This is a genomic window from Enterobacter asburiae, assembly GCF_007035645.1.
In the GTDB taxonomy this organism is placed as follows: domain Bacteria; phylum Pseudomonadota; class Gammaproteobacteria; order Enterobacterales; family Enterobacteriaceae; genus Enterobacter; species Enterobacter asburiae_B.
On record NZ_AP019632.1, the window covers coordinates 1,272,989 to 1,289,585 of the forward strand.

Annotated in this window: 16 protein-coding genes; 14 read left to right on the forward strand and 2 right to left on the reverse strand. The window is 58.6% G+C overall.

Annotation, left to right across the window (positions count from 1 at the left end; translation table 11 throughout):
* The first annotated feature begins 17 nt into the window (after nucleotides 1–17).
* The 5 genes from aroC to FOY96_RS06030 are packed head-to-tail and all read left to right on the forward strand — an operon-like array spanning nucleotide 18 to nucleotide 3,576.
* Nucleotides 18–1,103 (forward strand): chorismate synthase, encoded by a 1,086-nt coding sequence (gene aroC, locus FOY96_RS06010; protein ID WP_045888688.1) that lies wholly within the window; start codon nucleotides 18–20, stop codon nucleotides 1,101–1,103.
* Nucleotides 1,104–1,105: 2 nt separating this feature from the next.
* Nucleotides 1,106–1,930 (forward strand): penicillin-insensitive murein endopeptidase, encoded by an 825-nt coding sequence (mepA, locus tag FOY96_RS06015; protein ID WP_024908935.1) that lies wholly within the window; start codon nucleotides 1,106–1,108, stop codon nucleotides 1,928–1,930.
* A complete protein-coding gene (locus FOY96_RS06020; protein ID WP_038417370.1) occupies nucleotides 1,930–2,739 on the forward strand; it encodes a sulfite exporter TauE/SafE family protein in 810 nt (269 codons plus the stop codon). Before mepA ends, FOY96_RS06020 begins: the two co-directional genes overlap by 1 nt.
* Entirely contained in the window at nucleotides 2,739–3,284 is a 546-nt protein-coding gene (locus tag FOY96_RS06025) for an elongation factor P hydroxylase (RefSeq protein WP_033146101.1), read from the forward strand. The genes FOY96_RS06020 and FOY96_RS06025 overlap by 1 nt, the downstream gene beginning before the upstream one ends.
* Nucleotides 3,285–3,297: 13 nt before the next feature.
* Nucleotides 3,298–3,576, forward strand: coding sequence for a YfcL family protein (locus FOY96_RS06030; RefSeq protein ID WP_023312573.1), 279 nt, complete (start codon nucleotides 3,298–3,300; stop codon nucleotides 3,574–3,576).
* A 58-nt stretch (nucleotides 3,577–3,634) separates the two neighbouring features.
* On the opposite strand, the gene mnmC is transcribed toward FOY96_RS06030, so the two are convergent.
* Nucleotides 3,635–5,632: a bifunctional tRNA (5-methylaminomethyl-2-thiouridine)(34)-methyltransferase MnmC2/FAD-dependent 5-carboxymethylaminomethyl-2-thiouridine(34) oxidoreductase MnmC1 gene (mnmC, locus tag FOY96_RS06035; protein ID WP_143346655.1), complete on the reverse strand. Its 1,998-nt coding sequence runs from the start codon at nucleotides 5,630–5,632 to the stop codon at nucleotides 3,635–3,637.
* A gap of 158 nt (nucleotides 5,633–5,790) precedes the next feature.
* Between mnmC and fabB the strand changes: the two genes are divergently transcribed.
* Both fabB and FOY96_RS06045 read left to right on the forward strand, forming a co-directional pair.
* Nucleotides 5,791–7,008, forward strand: coding sequence for a beta-ketoacyl-ACP synthase I (gene fabB / locus FOY96_RS06040; protein WP_143346656.1), 1,218 nt, complete (start codon nucleotides 5,791–5,793; stop codon nucleotides 7,006–7,008).
* Between the two features lie 208 nt (nucleotides 7,009–7,216).
* Entirely contained in the window at nucleotides 7,217–8,395 is a 1,179-nt protein-coding gene (locus tag FOY96_RS06045; protein WP_032659215.1) for an MFS transporter, read from the forward strand.
* A gap of 94 nt (nucleotides 8,396–8,489) precedes the next feature.
* Here FOY96_RS06045 and flk read toward each other — a convergent pair whose 3' ends face one another.
* On the reverse strand, nucleotides 8,490–9,494 hold the full coding sequence (gene flk / locus FOY96_RS06050; RefSeq protein WP_029740201.1) for a flagella biosynthesis regulator Flk: 1,005 nt from the start codon (nucleotides 9,492–9,494) through the stop codon (nucleotides 8,490–8,492).
* Nucleotides 9,495–9,607: 113 nt separating this feature from the next.
* Here flk and pdxB point away from each other — a divergent pair, with 113 nt between their 5' ends.
* The 7 genes from pdxB to dedD all read left to right on the forward strand — a co-directional run bounded on the left by pdxB (nucleotide 9,608) and on the right by dedD (nucleotide 16,400).
* Nucleotides 9,608–10,744: a 4-phosphoerythronate dehydrogenase PdxB gene (pdxB, locus tag FOY96_RS06055; RefSeq protein ID WP_143346657.1), complete on the forward strand. Its 1,137-nt coding sequence runs from the start codon at nucleotides 9,608–9,610 to the stop codon at nucleotides 10,742–10,744.
* A 67-nt stretch (nucleotides 10,745–10,811) separates the two neighbouring features.
* Complete coding sequence (locus FOY96_RS06060; protein ID WP_039263237.1) at nucleotides 10,812–11,825, forward strand: aspartate-semialdehyde dehydrogenase; 1,014 nt, start codon at nucleotides 10,812–10,814, stop codon at nucleotides 11,823–11,825.
* Nucleotides 11,825–12,637 carry a tRNA pseudouridine(38-40) synthase TruA gene (truA, locus tag FOY96_RS06065; RefSeq protein ID WP_023312566.1) on the forward strand — a complete coding sequence of 271 codons (813 nt, stop codon included), beginning with the start codon at nucleotides 11,825–11,827 and terminating at the stop codon, nucleotides 12,635–12,637. The genes FOY96_RS06060 and truA overlap by 1 nt, the downstream gene beginning before the upstream one ends.
* A gap of 28 nt (nucleotides 12,638–12,665) precedes the next feature.
* Nucleotides 12,666–13,325: a DedA family protein gene (locus FOY96_RS06070; RefSeq protein ID WP_039263236.1), complete on the forward strand. Its 660-nt coding sequence runs from the start codon at nucleotides 12,666–12,668 to the stop codon at nucleotides 13,323–13,325.
* A gap of 154 nt (nucleotides 13,326–13,479) precedes the next feature.
* Nucleotides 13,480–14,385 carry an acetyl-CoA carboxylase, carboxyltransferase subunit beta gene (accD, locus tag FOY96_RS06075; RefSeq protein ID WP_003861408.1) on the forward strand — a complete coding sequence of 302 codons (906 nt, stop codon included), beginning with the start codon at nucleotides 13,480–13,482 and terminating at the stop codon, nucleotides 14,383–14,385.
* 70 nt (nucleotides 14,386–14,455) lie between these two features.
* Complete coding sequence (gene folC, locus FOY96_RS06080; protein WP_143346658.1) at nucleotides 14,456–15,724, forward strand: bifunctional tetrahydrofolate synthase/dihydrofolate synthase; 1,269 nt, start codon at nucleotides 14,456–14,458, stop codon at nucleotides 15,722–15,724.
* Nucleotides 15,714–16,400 (forward strand): cell division protein DedD, encoded by a 687-nt coding sequence (dedD, locus tag FOY96_RS06085; protein WP_039263233.1) that lies wholly within the window; start codon nucleotides 15,714–15,716, stop codon nucleotides 16,398–16,400. The genes folC and dedD overlap by 11 nt, the downstream gene beginning before the upstream one ends.
* Nucleotides 16,401–16,597: the final 197 nt, after the last annotated feature.

Below are 16,597 nucleotides of genomic sequence, written 5' to 3' on the forward strand. Positions count from 1 at the left end.
ACAACATCGGAGCCGTGATGGCAGGAAACAGTATTGGACAGGTATTCCGCGTGACCACCTTTGGGGAATCACATGGGCTGGCGCTGGGCTGTATCGTTGATGGCGTACCGCCAGGCATCGAACTGACCGAAGCCGATTTACAGCACGACCTCGACCGTCGTCGCCCGGGCACCTCTCGCTACACCACGCAGCGTCGCGAGCCGGATCAGGTGAAAATTCTCTCCGGCGTCTTTGAAGGTCGCACCACCGGGACCAGCATTGGCCTGCTGATCGAAAACACCGATCAGCGCTCCCAGGACTACGGCGCCATCAAAGACGTCTTCCGTCCGGGCCACGCCGACTACACCTACGAACAAAAGTACGGCTTCCGCGACTATCGCGGCGGCGGACGTTCTTCCGCGCGTGAAACCGCGATGCGCGTGGCGGCAGGGGCGATTGCTAAGAAATACCTGCAGCAGAAATTTGGCATCGTTATCCGCGGCTGTCTGACCCAGATGGGCGACATTCCGCTGGCGATCAAAGACTGGGATCAGGTTGAACAAAACCCGTTCTTCTGCGCCGATGCCGACAAGCTTGAGGCGCTGGATGAACTGATGCGTGGCCTGAAAAAAGAGGGCGACTCCATTGGCGCGAAAGTGACCGTGGTGGCCGACGGCGTCCCGGCTGGCTGGGGCGAGCCGGTATTTGACCGTCTCGACGCCGACATTGCCCACGCGCTGATGAGCATCAACGCGGTGAAGGGCGTAGAGATTGGCGACGGCTTTGACGTGGTTCAGCTTCGCGGCAGCCAAAACCGCGATGAGATTACGAAAGCGGGCTTCCAGAGCAACCATGCGGGCGGCATCCTGGGCGGTATCAGCAGCGGGCAGCAGATTGTTGCCAACATCGCGCTGAAGCCAACTTCCAGCATCACCGTGCCGGGCCACACGATTAACCGCGATGGCGAAGAAGTTGAGATGATCACCAAAGGACGTCACGATCCGTGCGTGGGGATCCGCGCGGTGCCGATCGCAGAAGCGATGCTGGCGATCGTGCTGATGGATCACTTCCTGCGCCAGCGCGCGCAGAATGCGGATGTGACGACCACCATTCCACGCTGGTAAACATGAAAAAAACCGCAATTGCTCTGCTGGCGCTGCTCGCCAGTGGAGCCAGTCTGGCCGCGACGCCATGGCAAAAAATCACCCATCCGGTGGCGGGGAGCGCGCAGTCCATTGGCGCCTTTTCCAACGGCTGTATCGTCGGTGCCCAGGAGCTTCCTCTCCAGTCTGATACCTATCAGGTGATGCGCACCGATCAGCGGCGTTATTTCGGCCACCCGGACCTGGTGCTGTTCATCCAGCGTCTGGGCAATCAGGTACATAATCTGGGGCTGGGCACGATGCTGATTGGCGATATGGGGATGCCTGCCGGCGGGCGTTTTAACGGTGGACACGCCAGCCACCAGACCGGACTGGATGTCGATATCTTCCTGCAGCTGCCGAAAACGCGCTGGACCTCCGCCCAGCTGCTGAAACCGCAGGCGCTAGATCTGGTGGCGAGCGACGGTAAGCGCGTGGTGCCGTCCCTGTGGACGCGGGACGTATCCAGCATGATCAAGCTGGCGGCAGAAGATAATGACGTCACGCGTATTTTCGTCAACCCGGCCATCAAGCAGCAGCTCTGCCTGGATGCCGGAACCGATCGCGACTGGCTGCGCAAAGTGCGCCCGTGGTTCCAGCATCGTGCGCACATGCACGTTCGTCTGCGCTGCCCGGCGAATAGCCTGGAATGTGAAGATCAGCCGCTACCTCCGCCAGGCGATGGCTGCGGTGCGGAACTGCAAAGCTGGTTTGAGCCGGCAAAACCTGGAACCTCTAAGCCTGAGAAGAAGACACCGCCTCCGTTGCCGCCTTCCTGCCAGGCGCTACTGGATGAGCATGTACTTTAATGGATAATTTCGTCGATCTGTTTATGGTGTCGCCGCTGCTGCTGGTGGTGTTGTTCTTTGTGGCCATGCTGGCCGGTTTTATCGACGCGCTCGCGGGCGGCGGCGGGTTGTTAACCGTGCCCGCGCTGCTGGCGGCGGGCATGAGCCCGGCGCAGGCGCTTGCCACCAACAAGCTGCAGGCCTGCGGCGGTTCGCTCTCGGCGTCGCTCTATTTTATCCGCCGCAAGGTGGTGAGCCTTGCCGATCAGAAGCTCAATATCCTGATGACCTTTATCGGCTCCACGTCGGGCGCGCTGCTGGTTCAGCACGTGCAGTCCGATATTTTGCGCCAGATCCTGCCGATTCTGGTCATCTGCATCGGGCTTTACTTCTTGCTGATGCCAAAGCTCGGTGAAGAAGACCGCCAGCGTCGCCTGTACGGCCTGCCGTTTGCCCTGATTGCCGGGGGCAGCGTGGGTTTTTACGACGGTTTCTTCGGGCCGGGGGCGGGTTCATTTTATGCGCTGGCGTTCGTGACGCTGGCCGGGTTTAACCTCGCCAAATCCACCGCCCATGCCAAAGTGCTCAACGCGACCTCAAACGTCGGCGGCCTGCTGCTGTTTATCATCGGCGGCAAGGTTATCTGGGCAACCGGATTTGTGATGATGGCAGGGCAGTTCCTGGGCGCGCGCGCGGGCTCGCGTCTGGTATTAAGCAAAGGACAAAAACTTATTCGCCCGATGATCGTCATCGTCTCGGCCGTAATGAGCGCCAAACTTCTTTATGACAGCCATGGACAGGAGATCCTCACCTGGTTGGGGATGCACTAATGAACAGTACTCATAAATACGAACAGCTGATTGAGATTTTCGACGGCTGTTTTGCCGACGATTTTAATACCCGTCTGATTAAAGGCGACGACGAACCGATCTATCTTCCTGCTGATGCGGAGGTTCCGTATAACCGCATCGTCTTTGCCCACGGCTTTTATGCCAGCGGCTTGCACGAGATTTCGCACTGGTGCATTGCGGGGAAAGCGCGGCGCGAGCTGGTGGACTTCGGTTACTGGTACTGCCCGGACGGACGTGATGCCGCCACTCAGGGCCAGTTTGAAGATGTGGAAGTGAAGCCGCAGGCGCTGGAATGGCTATTCTGCGTCGCGGCGGGTTTCCCGTTCAACGTCAGCTGTGACAACCTCGAAGGCGACTTCGAGCCAGACCGTATCGTCTTCCAGCGCCGCGTTCACGCGCAGGTGATGGAATATCTTGAGAAAGGCATCCCGGAACGTCCGGCACGCCTGATCGAGGCCTTACAGAATTATTACCACACGCCGGTTATCACGGCGGAATGCTTCCCTTGGCCGGAAGATCTTTAACAGAGGAAAGAAGATGATCGCAGAATTTGAATCACGCATTCTGGCGTTAATTGATGACATGGTGGAACACGCCAGTGATGATGAGCTGTTCGCCAGCGGTTATCTGCGTGGTCACCTGACGCTCGCGGTAGCCGAGCTGGAAGCGGGAGACGATCACTCTGCCGACGCCGTTCACGCCGAAGTGGCCCGCAGTCTGGAGAAAGCCATTCAGGCCGGAGAGCTCTCGCCGCGCGATCAGTCTCTGGTGTTAGGCATGTGGGACACTTTGTTCCAGCAGGCGAAAGCGAAGTAAGTGTTTCACCTCCCTCTCCCTGTGGGAGAGGGACGGGGTGAGGGCACCAGACCGCACCCTACTTAACCTTCTTCCCCTTCAGCAGTTTCCGTACCCACAATCGATTCGGATTCAGCCCCGCAAGCGTAACCCTGTCCAGCGGAATCGGCTCGCCGCTCATTTGCGCAGCTAAAACTTCTGCCAGCAGCGGCGCGGAACAGAGCCCGCGAGACCCTAATCCACCCAGCATAAACAGCTCCGGATAAACCGGCGCGCTTACCGCGTTATCCCGGTTATCAGCAAGATCCTGATAGGCCTCAAGCGTCGCGTCGTAGTCCGGCACATTTCCCGCCATCGGCAAATGGTCGCGGGTGGCGCAGCGCACGCCGCAGCGCGCGTCACCCTCGCTGACGTCAACCTCTTTCGCCCACGCCGCATCCGGGAAACAGTCAATCAGGCGCTGGCGGTTTTGGGCCTGATCCGCTTCGCTGTAGCGCATATCCGTTTCGCCACGATGATAGCTGGCCCCGATGCAGTGGTGGCCGTTAGACGGATTTTGCGGCGTCAGATAGCCGTCATAGCACAGCACCTGACGTAGTTTGTTCAGTTCGGGCGCGGAAGGAATATGGCTTACCTGGCCGCCGACCGGATAAACCGGCAATGACTCTGTCTGGATAAACTGGCTGATGTTATGTCCGTTTGCCAGCACAACGCTGGCATGGCTTGCCTCTTTGCCATCAGCAAAACGCAGATTCCAGCGTTCTGTCCGGCTCAACGATTCAACCTTGTGAGCATAATGCGCCGTCAGCCCGCGCGACTGCGCCAGGGCAATGACCGCCGCGGTCAGTTCAGCCGGGCACAGCCAGCCGCCGAGCGGATACTGAATGCCCCCACACCCGGTTTCCACGCCAGCGGTGTCTGCCACCTCTTGCGCACTTACCGCGCGTGCAATCTCGTCAGGCAGGCCCAGCGACAGCATCTGCGTGATTTTTTGCTGGCTCTTTTCATCCCAGCCGAGCTGCGTCACGCCGCACCAGTCATGATCGAACGCCACCGGCAGGGCGTCGTACAGGCGACGGGCGAAGGTAAACGCCGCCGGGAAAAACCGGAACAGGGCCGGGTCGTGCGCGCTTAAAAGCGGATAGAGCGCCCCCTGGCGGTTGCCGGACGCGCCGCTTGCTGGCGCGTCGTCATCACAGTAGACCGTGACCTGCCAGCCGCGGTGGAGAAGCGCGAGAGACAGCAGAGCGCTGGCGATCCCCCCGCCGACTATCGCCACCTCACGGGATGCGCTGGCGCCGCGTGCAAACCAGGGGGCACTGGCGGGGATGTCCAGCGTCTGCTCCATTCTGCCGACCAGCATGTCGCGCTTGCGGCCAAAACCTTTGGTTTTCTGCATGGTAAAGCCCGCCTCCTGCAGCCCGCGGCGGACAAAGCCTGCCGAGGTGAAGGTGGCAAGCGTTGCGCCAGGGCGCGCCAGCCGCGCCATCGCGCTAAACAGATGCTGGCTCCACATGTCCGGGTTTTTGGCGGGGGCAAAGCCGTCAAGGAACCACGCGTCCACCGTCTGATTCATCGAATCATCGAGCGTATCGGTCAGGTCATTGATGTCGCCAAGCCATAAATCCAGCGTCACGCGTCCGCCGTCCAGAATCAGACGGTGGCAGCCGCCGATGTGGGGTGGCCACTGCGCCTGAAGCTGCTCCGTCCAGGCAGCAAGCTCTGGCCAGCGCTGATGAGCGAGCCGCAGATCGTGCGCGGTGAGCGGGAATTTTTCAAAACTGATGAAATGTAATCTTTGTAGCGTAGCCTCAGGGTGGGCAGCGTGAAACTGGTCAAACGCCTGCCAAAGGGTCAGAAAATTGAGCCCGGTACCGAATCCGCTTTCCGCGACCACAAACAGGCTCCGCGGATGCTCCGGGAAGCGGGTGCTGAGCTGGTTTCCGTCGAGGAAAACATAGCGAGTTTCTTCGAGTCCGTTATCATTAGAAAAATAGACGTCATCAAAATCTCGGGAAACAGGTGTACCCTCAGCGTTGAATTCGAGGTTGGCGGGTTGTATAGCGTTTTGTTTCACGTAAGTTACTCGTCTGACAGGCAGTGGCACGATCTTAACGATGTGAGTCCATCGGTGCAAATTTCCGCAGAAAATGTCTGATCGGACTTGTTCGGCGTACAAGTGTACGCTATTGTGCGACTCGAAACTTACTATAGTGCGACTTACAGAGGTATTGAATGAAACGTGCAGTGATTACTGGCCTGGGCATTGTTTCCAGCATCGGTAATAACCAGCAGGAAGTCCTGGCATCTCTGCGTGAAGGACGCTCCGGGATCACTTTCTCTGAAGAGTTTAAAGATTCAGGTATGCGTAGCCACGTATGGGGTAACGTCAAACTGGACACCACCGGTTTGATTGACCGCAAAGTGGTTCGTTTCATGAACGATGCCTCTATTTATGCTTATCTCTCCATGCAGGAAGCGATCAAAGATTCCGGCCTGAGTGAAGAGGTTTATCAGAACAACCCGCGCGTGGGTCTGATCGCCGGTTCCGGCGGCTCATCAAAAGCGCAGGTATTCGGCGCTGACGCAATGCGTAGCCCGCGTGGTCTGAAAGCTGTAGGTCCGTACGTGGTCACCAAAGCCATGGGTTCTGCGGTTTCCGCGTGCCTGGCGACCCCATTCAAAATCCACGGTGTGAACTACTCCATCAGCTCCGCGTGTGCGACTTCCGCGCACTGCATCGGTAATGCTGTTGAGCAGATCCAGCTGGGTAAACAGGACATCGTATTTGCTGGCGGCGGCGAAGAGCTGGGCTGGGAAATGGCCTGTGAATTCGACGCGATGGGCGCACTGTCCACCAAGTACAATGAAACTCCGGATAAAGCCTCCCGTACCTATGATGCGCACCGTGACGGTTTCGTTATCGCGGGCGGCGGCGGTATGGTTGTGGTTGAAGAGCTGGAGCATGCCCTGGCACGTGGCGCGCACATCTACGCTGAAATCGTGGGCTACGGTGCAACGTCTGACGGCGCCGACATGGTTGCGCCATCCGGCGAAGGCGCGGTGCGCTGCATGAAGATGGCGATGCACGGCGTTGACACCCCAATCGACTACCTGAACTCCCACGGTACCTCTACTCCGGTAGGCGACGTGAAAGAGCTGGGTGCGATCCGTGAAGTCTTCGGCGACAACAGCCCGGCAATCTCCGCGACCAAAGCCATGACCGGTCACTCTCTGGGTGCGGCTGGCGTGCAGGAAGCGATCTACTCTCTGCTGATGCTGGAAAACGGCTTTATCGCGCCAAGCATCAACATCAATGAGATGGACGAGCAGGCTGCTGGCCTGAACATCGTGACCAAACCAATGGACGCGACGCTGACCACCGTCATGTCAAACAGCTTCGGCTTCGGTGGCACCAACGCCACGCTGGTTATGCGTAAGCTGAAAGCATAAGTTTTACGTTTGATTCCGGAAGGGAGCCATAAGGCTCCCTTTTTTTATGCATTGACAAGCGGCTGATCTCACAGGCAAACTTCACCCCTCAACATTATCCTCACGATAATGCGTAAGCGTTTAACGTCAACCAACGCACCTTAATCCTGATCATCAGGTAGAGGGGGCGTGGCATTTCCCCGCCTTACTCTTCATTTCGGAGTAAAGCATGACTGCAGTAACTCAAACAGAAACAACCCCTTCAGCGAACGTCTCGCTGTTCCGTATCGCTTTCGCGGTATTTCTAACCTATATGACCGTCGGCCTGCCGCTGCCGGTGATCCCGCTGTTCGTTCATCAGGAGCTGGGCTATGGCAACACCATGGTCGGCATTGCCGTGGGCATTCAGTTTTTAGCCACGGTATTGACCCGCGGTTACGCCGGACGGCTGGCGGATCAGCACGGTGCAAAACGCTCGGCGCTACAGGGGATGTTTGCCTGTGGGCTGGCGGGCGGCGCATGGCTGCTGGCTGCTCTCCTGCCGGTAGACGCCGCGTATAAGTTTGCGCTGCTGGTGCTGGGCCGCTTAATCCTGGGCTTTGGTGAAAGCCAGCTGCTGACCGGCACCCTGACCTGGGGAATGGGTCTGGTGGGGCCGGCACGCTCCGGCAAGGTGATGTCCTGGAACGGTATGGCCATCTATGGCGCGCTGGCCGCAGGCGCACCGCTTGGGCTGCTGATCAATAGCCAGTTTGGATTTGCGGCGCTGGCTGCCACCACCATGGTTTTACCCCTGCTGGCGTGGGCGTTTAACGGCTCGGTGCGTAAGGTGCCCGCGCACAAAGGCGAGCGTCCTTCCCTGTGGAGCGTGGTCGGCCAAATCTGGCAGCCGGGACTTGGCCTGGCGCTGCAGGGCGTGGGTTTTGCGGTGATTGGTACCTTCGTCTCGCTCTATTTTATGAGCCGCGGCTGGGCGATGGCCGGTTTTACGCTCACCGCGTTTGGCGGCGCGTTTGTGCTGATGCGCGTTTTCTTCGGCTGGATGCCGGATCGCTTTGGCGGCGTGAAGGTGGCGGTGGCGTCGCTGGTGATTGAAACCATCGGTCTGCTGCTGCTGTGGAATGCACCCGTGGCATCCGTTGCGCTGCTTGGCGCGGCGCTGACCGGCTGCGGCTGTTCACTGATCTTCCCGGCGCTGGGCGTTGAAGTGGTGAAGCGCGTGGCCCCGCAGGTGCGCGGTACGGCGCTGGGCGGCTATGCGGCCTTTCAGGATATCTCATACGGGGTAACCGGACCGCTGGCCGGGGTGTTAGCCACCTCGTTTGGTTATCCGTCCGTCTTTCTGGCCGGTGCGGTTTCCGCAGTGGTGGGGATCGTGGTGACGCTGGTGGCGTTTCGCAGGACTTGAGCCGTTATTGCCGGGTGGCGGCTGTGCCTTACCCGGCCTACGGTTCGAGCCGCTGTAGGCCCGGTAAGCGCAGCGCCACCGGGCAAAACCAACCTCAGGCAACCAGCCAGAAAATCGCCAGCGCAATGAGTAGCGCAATAAACATCAATCCCGGACGCGCAGAGAGCGTTCTGAACGTCTCGACGACCGGCGCAAACAGCGGGCTGTAGATCGGCTGAATGTTTCTCACCTCCGGCACGCCGCCTTCGCGCTCGGCGCGGCGAACGAAGATTTGATTGAGCAGATCCTGCACCTGCGCGGTGGTCAGAACCGTTTGTGGCGTGGCCTGCCAGTTTTGCTGGGCGTAATCCCGGATGACTTCAAACTCGTGCGGCTCAAGCGGCTGCTTCAGTGCCGCCTGGACGGTATGCAGGGTAGGGGCATTCTGGGTGCTGAGCGTCTGGCGCGCCTGGAGCCAGGTCACCAGATGCGTAAACTGTTTGGCCGGTATTAACTCACCCGCCTTCACGCCGGACAGCTCCAGCATGGATTGCCAGATAAGCTTCGTCGGTTCGCCGGTGGCCGCAGCCAGCTTCGTCACCATCTGCTTGAGCGTGTTGTGCTCGGCTGGCAGCAGCGGACGCTCGGTCGCCGGGCGCACCTGAGGCTGCGGAATAGACAGCTCGTTGTTCTGCAGCAGGGTCAGCACGGTTTTGAGCTGGTCGGGCGTCAGCTGGCCCAGCGCGGTCTGACCATACTGCTGGCGAATAAAATCGCTCACCGCCTGCCGGTTATTGCCCTGACCCAGCAGCTCCGTCAGCTGAGCAACAATCTGGCGCGTGGTGTGGTTCTGCTGCGCGGTATTGATACGCTGGTTCAGGTTTTGCTCGGCAGCAGGGAAATGGCGCGACTGCAGCGGTGCGTCGTTCCTCACGCCTAAATCATGCTTTACCCCGGCCCAGACTTCCGCGTTTTGCTGTGAAGTCAGCGCAATCAGGCGCGTGATCAGTCGCTCCAGCACGGTGCGCTGTTGCGTGGATAGCGGTTGTTCACCGGCAACGTTTGGCGTGACGGGGCCTTCACCCGGAGGGCGTGGCGGCGTACCTGAAATGGGCTGCATCGTCAAAAATCCTTAAAGTCAAAACTCAGCGTAAACCAGGCATACATATATGCCTGGCGGCGAGATTATGGCACACTTGGCAGGTTTTCTTCCTCTCAAACAGGTACTCAGACGTGAAAATCCTCGTTGATGAAAATATGCCTTACGCCCGTGAGCTGTTTAGCCGCCTGGGTAACGTTAAGGCTGTCCCTGGTCGCCCGATCCCGGTCAACGAACTGGATGACGCAGACGCGCTGATGGTGCGCTCGGTGACTAAAGTAAATGAGGCGTTGCTCGCCGGTAAAGCGATTAAGTTTGTCGGAACCGCAACGGCAGGGACCGATCATGTGGATGATAAATGGCTGAAGCAGGCCGGAATCGGTTTTTCCGCCGCGCCGGGCTGTAACGCCATCGCCGTTGTGGAATACGTTTTCTCCTCCCTGCTGATGCTGGCCGAGCGCGACGGGTTTGCGCTGAAGGACCGCACCGTGGGGATTGTCGGCGTGGGTAACGTCGGCGGGCGCCTGCAAAAGCGCCTTGAAGCGTTAGGGATCCGCACGCTGCTGTGCGATCCGCCGCGTAAAGATAACGGCGATGACGAGGATTTCCGCTCGCTGGATGAGCTGGTTGCACAGTGTGACGTGCTGACGTTCCACACGCCGCTGTTTAAAGAGGGGCCGTATAAGTCGCTGCATCTTGCTGACGAGGCGCTGATCCGTCGTCTGAAGGCTGGCACTATTCTGATAAATGCCTGCCGTGGTCCGGTGGTAGATAACGCCGCGCTGCTGACATGCCTGAACGAAGGACAAGACCTCAGCGTGGTGCTGGACGTCTGGGAGCCGGAGCCGGATCTCAACGTTGAGCTGCTTAACAAGGTAGACGTGGGCACGGCGCATATCGCCGGTTATACCCTCGAGGGGAAAGCGCGCGGCACGACGCAGGTCTTCGAAGCCTACAGCGCTTTTATCGGCCATCCGCAGCAGGTGGCGCTGGATACCTTACTCCCCGCGCCTGAATTTGGCCGCATTACCCTGCACGGTCCGCTCGATCAGGCAACGCTGAAAAGGCTGGTGCATTTGGTGTATGATGTGCGCCGCGATGATGCGCTGCTGCGTAAAGTGGCGGGGATCCCGGGTGAATTTGATAAGCTGCGCAAGAACTACGTTGAGCGCCGCGAGTGGTCTTCCCTGTATGTAATATGCGACGACGCCCCGTCGGCGACGCTGCTGCATAAGCTGGGATTTAACGCCGTTCATCACCCGGCGCATTAATGTCTTCTTAATGCTCCCTGTCGGATACTCCGACAGGGACGCTTTTTTATTTCTGGAGTAAACCACCATGTCTGAAGGCTGGAACATTGCCATTTTAGGTGCCACGGGTGCCGTGGGCGAAGCCCTGCTCGAAACCCTTGCTGAGCGTCAGTTCCCGGTGGGCGATATCTATGCGCTGGCCCGTACCGACAGCGCAGGTGAGCATCTGCGTTTTAACGGTAAATCCGTCATGGTCCAGGACGCGGCCGCGTTCGACTGGACGCAGGCGCAGCTGGCGTTTTTCGCCGCGGGCGCTGAAGCGACGGCTGCGTACGTTGAAGAGGCGACTAACGCAGGCTGCCTGGTGATCGACCTGAGCGGTCTGTTCTCAATGGAGCCGGATGTGCCGCTGGTGGTGCCGGACGTGAACCCGTTTGTGCTGGCTGACTACCGCAACCGTAACGTCATTGCGGTCCCGAACAGCCTCACCAGCCAGCTGCTGACCGCCCTGAAACCGCTGATCGACGACGGTGGCCTGTCGCGCATTACCGTCACCAGCCTGCTGTCCGCGTCCGCGAACGGCAAAAAGGCCGTTGACGCGCTGGCCGGGCAGAGCGCGAAGCTGCTGAACGGTATCCCGATTGACGAAGACGATTTCTTTGGGCGCCAGCTGGCGTTCAACATGCTGCCGCTGCTGCCGGACCGCGAGGGCTCCGTGCGCGAAGAGCGCCGTATCGTCGATGAAGTGCGTAAAATTCTGCAGGACGATGGCCTGATGATTTCCGCGAACGTCGTGCAGTCTCCGGTCTTCTACGGCCACGCGCAGATGGTCGGCTTTGAAGCCCTCCGTCCGCTGGCGGCAGAAGAGGCGCGCGACGCGTTTGGCCGCGGTGAAGACATCGTGCTCTCTGAAGAGAGCGAGTTCCCGACCCAGGTTGGCGATGCCACCGGTAGCGCGCATCTTTCCGTTGGCTGCGTGCGTAACGATTACGGGATGCCGGAGCAGGTTCAGTTCTGGTCCGTTGCCGATAACGTTCGCTTCGGCGGCGCGCTGATGGCGGTCAAAATCGCTGAAAAACTGGTGCAGGAGTACCTGTACTGATGTCAGACGTGGAACAAAAGCCGGTCCATAGAATTGCCCTCGGAATTGAGTACGACGGCAGTAAATATTATGGCTGGCAGCGTCAGAACGAGGTGCGCAGCGTCCAGGAGAAGCTGGAGAAAGCGCTCTCTCAGGTGGCAAACGAGCCGATTAACGTCCTGTGCGCGGGACGTACGGACGCGGGAGTTCACGGCACGGGGCAGGTGGTGCACTTTGAAACCACCGCCGTGCGTAAGGATGCCGCCTGGACGCTGGGTGTAAATGCGAATTTGCCTGGTGACATTGCGGTGCGTTGGGTAAAAGCTGTGCCGGATGATTTTCACGCGCGCTTCAGCGCCACGGCGCGTCGCTACCGTTATGTCATCTACAACCAGCGCCTGCGTCCGGCGGTGTTAAGCCAGGGCGTCACGCATTTTTATGAACCGCTTGATGCAGAACGTATGCATCGCGCGGCGCAGTGTCTGATTGGTGAAAATGACTTTACGTCGTTTCGTGCGGTGCAGTGTCAGTCCCGCACGCCGTGGCGCAACGTCATGCACATAAACGTCAGCCGTTTTGGCGCGTATGTGGTGGTGGATATCAAAGCCAATGCCTTTGTACATCATATGGTTAGGAATATTGTGGGCAGCCTGATGGAAGTGGGTGCCGGACACCAGCCGGAGAGCTGGATTGCAGACCTGCTGGCAGCGAAGGACAGAACGCTTGCGGCAGCCACGGCGAAAGCGGAAGGATTGTATCTGGTCTCAGTAGACTATCCGGATCGATTTGACCTGCCGAAACCGCCAATGGGCCCGCTGTTTTTAGCGGACTAAACAAAGGTGCAATTAGGGCTTAGACAATATGGACGTAATACGTTTTCTGATTGATTTCATTCTGCATATTGATGTTCACCTGGCGGAGCTGGTCGCGCAGTATGGCGTCTGGGTTTACGCCATTCTGTTCCTCATTCTGTTTTGTGAAACCGGTCTGGTCGTTACCCCATTCCTGCCAGGGGATTCACTGCTGTTCGTTGCCGGGGCGCTATCGGCGTTACCCACTAACGATCTGAACGTGCATCTTATGGTTGTGCTGATGGTGATTGCCGCCATTGTCGGTGATGCGGTCAACTATACGATTGGACGGGTGTTCGGTGAGCGGCTTTTCAGCAATCCTGATTCGAAAATTTTCCGTCGCAGCTATTTAGATAAAACCCATGCGTTTTATGAACGCCATGGCGGGAAAACCATTATCCTTGCGCGTTTTGTGCCTATTGTGCGCACATTTGCACCGTTTGTGGCGGGAATGGGGCATATGTCCTATCGTCATTTTGCGGCATACAACGTGGTTGGCGCGCTGCTGTGGGTACTGCTGTTTACCTACGCAGGCTATCTGTTTGGCGATCTCCCGGTGGTGCAGGAAAACCTTAAGTTACTGATTGTAGCGATTATTGTGCTTTCCGTACTGCCTGGCGTTATCGAAATCATTCGCCACAAACGTGCGGCGGCAAAACAAGCGAAGTAAATGCACACTGGCGGTTCGACCACTTTTTTATCCAAAGTTTCGGGCTGTTATGTTTTAATGTGCAACATTCATGGTCTGTTGGAGGCAAAAATGGCATTATTCGCCTCTTATAGCAAAACTGGCATACGACCAGGTTCAGGCAGAAAGGTTATCAATGAGCTGGATTGAACGAATTAAAAGCAACATTACCCCAACGCGCAAAGCGAGCATTCCTGAAGGGGTATGGACGAAGTGTGATAGCTGCGGTCAGGTTCTGTATCGCGCAGAGCTGGAGCGCAACCTTGAGGTGTGTCCGAAGTGTGACCACCATATGCGTATGTCGGCGCGCAACCGCCTGCATAGCCTGCTGGACGAAGGCTCTCTGGTAGAGCTGGGTAGCGAACTTGAGCCAAAAGACGTGCTGAAGTTCCGCGATTCCAAAAAATATAAAGATCGTCTGGCCTCTGCACAGAAAGAGACCGGCGAGAAAGACGCGCTGATCGTCATGAAAGGCACCCTGCATGAGATGCCGGTTGTCGCCGCTGCCTTTGAGTTCTCCTTTATGGGCGGCTCAATGGGCTCCGTGGTCGGTGCGCGCTTCGTGCGTGCCGTTGAGCAGGCGCTGGAAGACAACTGTCCGCTGATCTGCTTCTCAGCCTCCGGTGGTGCACGTATGCAGGAAGCGCTGATGTCGCTGATGCAGATGGCGAAAACCTCTGCTGCGCTGGCGAAAATGCAGGAGCGCGGTCTTCCGTACATCTCCGTGCTGACCGACCCAACCATGGGCGGCGTCTCTGCGAGCTTCGCGATGCTGGGCGACCTGAACATCGCTGAGCCAAAAGCGCTGATCGGCTTTGCGGGTCCTCGCGTTATCGAGCAAACCGTTCGTGAAAAACTGCCGCCGGGCTTCCAGCGCAGTGAGTTCCTCATTGAGAAAGGCGCTATCGATATGATCGTCCGCCGTCCGGAAATGCGCCTGAAGCTGGCGAGCATTCTGGCGAAGCTGATGAATCTGCCAGCGCCGAACCCGGATGAGCCGCGCGAAGGCGTGGTGGTACCGGATCAGGAACCCGAGGCCTGATAACTGAAAAGGGCAGGGCCGGTTGGCGCTGCCCTTTTGCTTTCTAATCTGTTAATGACAACCGGGCATTATGGAAAATAAAAGCATTCCCCAAGCCACGTCGCCCCTGGCCGCGTGGCTTTCTTATCTGGAAAACCTGCACAGTAAAACCATCGATATGGGGCTTGAGCGCGTAAGCCAGGTCGCCGCGCGTCTTGATGTGCTCAAACCGGCACCTTTCGTGTTCACCGTCGCGGGCACCAACGGTAAAGGCACTACCTGCCGCACGCTGGAATCTGTCCTGATGGCCGCAGGTTACAAAGTTGGCGTGTACAGCTCTCCACACCTGGTCCGCTACACCGAGCGCGTTCGCGTGCAGAACAGCGAGCTGCCGGAATCGGCGCATACGGCGTCGTTCGCGGAAATTGAAGCCGCACGCGGTGAGATCTCATTAACCTATTTTGAATACGGTACCCTGTCGGCGCTGTGGCTGTTCAAACAGGCGCAGCTGGATGTCGTGATCCTTGAGGTCGGCCTCGGCGGACGTCTTGATGCCACCAATATGGTGAGTGCGGACGTGGCGGTGGTCACCAGCATCGCGCTGGACCATATCGACTGGCTGGGACCGGATCGTGAAAGCATTGGCCGCGAGAAGGCCGGTATTTTCCGGGCGAATAAACCCGCCGTGGTCGGCGAGCCGGACATGCCGCACACCATTGCTGACGTGGCAAATGAGAAGGGCGCGCGTCTGCTGCGCCGCGGCGTTGACTGGCAGTATGAGGTTCAGAATAACGGCTGGCGCTTTAGCGATGCGCAGGGCGCGCTGGACAATCTGCCGCTGCCGCAGGTGCCGCAGCCGAACGCGGCAACCGCGCTGGCGGCACTGCGCGCCAGCGGCCTCGTGGTCAGCGAGCAGGCAATTCGTGACGGTATTCAGAGCGCAATTCTGCCCGGGCGTTTCCAGATTGTCAGCGAGTCACCGCGCCTGATTCTGGACGTGGCGCATAACCCGCATGCGGCGGCGTATCTCGCGGGACGTCTCAAATCGTTACCAAAAACCGGGCGCGTGCTGGCGGTTATCGGTATGCTTCATGATAAAGATATCGGCGGGACGCTGGCCTGCATGGAGAGTGTGGTCGATAGCTGGTATTGTGCTCCACTGGAGGGGCCGCGCGGCGCGACGGCTGAGCAGCTGATGGAACATCTCGGCAAAGGCGCAATCTATAGTAGCGTGGCTCAGGCCTGGCATGCCGCGATGGCGGATGCTAAACCAGAAGATACCGTGCTGGTGTGTGGTTCATTCCACACGGTGGCACATGTCATGGAAGTGATGGACGCGGGGAGAACCGGTGGCGAGTAAGTTTCAGAACCGTTTAACAGGAACCATTGTGCTGGTCGCGCTCGGGGTGATTATTCTCCCGGGTCTGCTCGACGGGCAGAAAAAGCATTATCAGGACGAGTTTGCCGCTATTCCGCTGGTGCCGAAACCGGGTGACCGCGATGAGCCGGATATGCTGCCAGCGGCGACGCAGGCGCTGCCTGCTCAGCCGCCGGAAGGCGCGGCGGAAGAGGTGCGTGCAGGCGATGCCGCCGCACCGTCGCTCGATCCGTCTCGTCTGGCGGCAGCGAGCAGCAGCGATATCGATCCGGTGCCGGTAGAGCAGCCTAAACCCGTTGAAAAACCGAAGCCGGTTGAGAAGCCGCAGCCGAAACCGCAGCGGGATAAAGCCGCAGAGCAGCTGGCTGCCGCATCAGAAACCCCACCGCCGGCAAAACAAGACGCTGCACCGACCGGAAAAGCGTACGTTGTGCAGCTCGGCGCGCTGAAAAACGCCGACAAAGTTAACGAGGTCGTGAGCAAACTGCGCAGTGCGGGATATCGTGTTTACACTTCACCTTCCACGCCGGTGCAGGGTAAAATTACCCGTATCCTCGTGGGGCCAGAAGCGTCCAAAGATAAGCTTAAAGGTTCGCTCGGCGAGCTGAAGCAGATCTCCGGCCTGAGCGGTGTGGTGATGGGCTACAGCGCGAACTGATAAGATCTTACCCAACCTCGGAGTGGTTTGCTCCCTCTCCCTTGAGGGAGAGGGCCGGGGTGAGGGGGAGCAGACGTCCACAGAGACGTCAAATGGACCGTGGCGTTGAACATTTTTTCAGCGCCTTTTTTATTTACGCGCGGGAAGGAAATCCCTACGCAAACGTTTTCTTTTTCTGTTAGAATTCGCCCCGAACT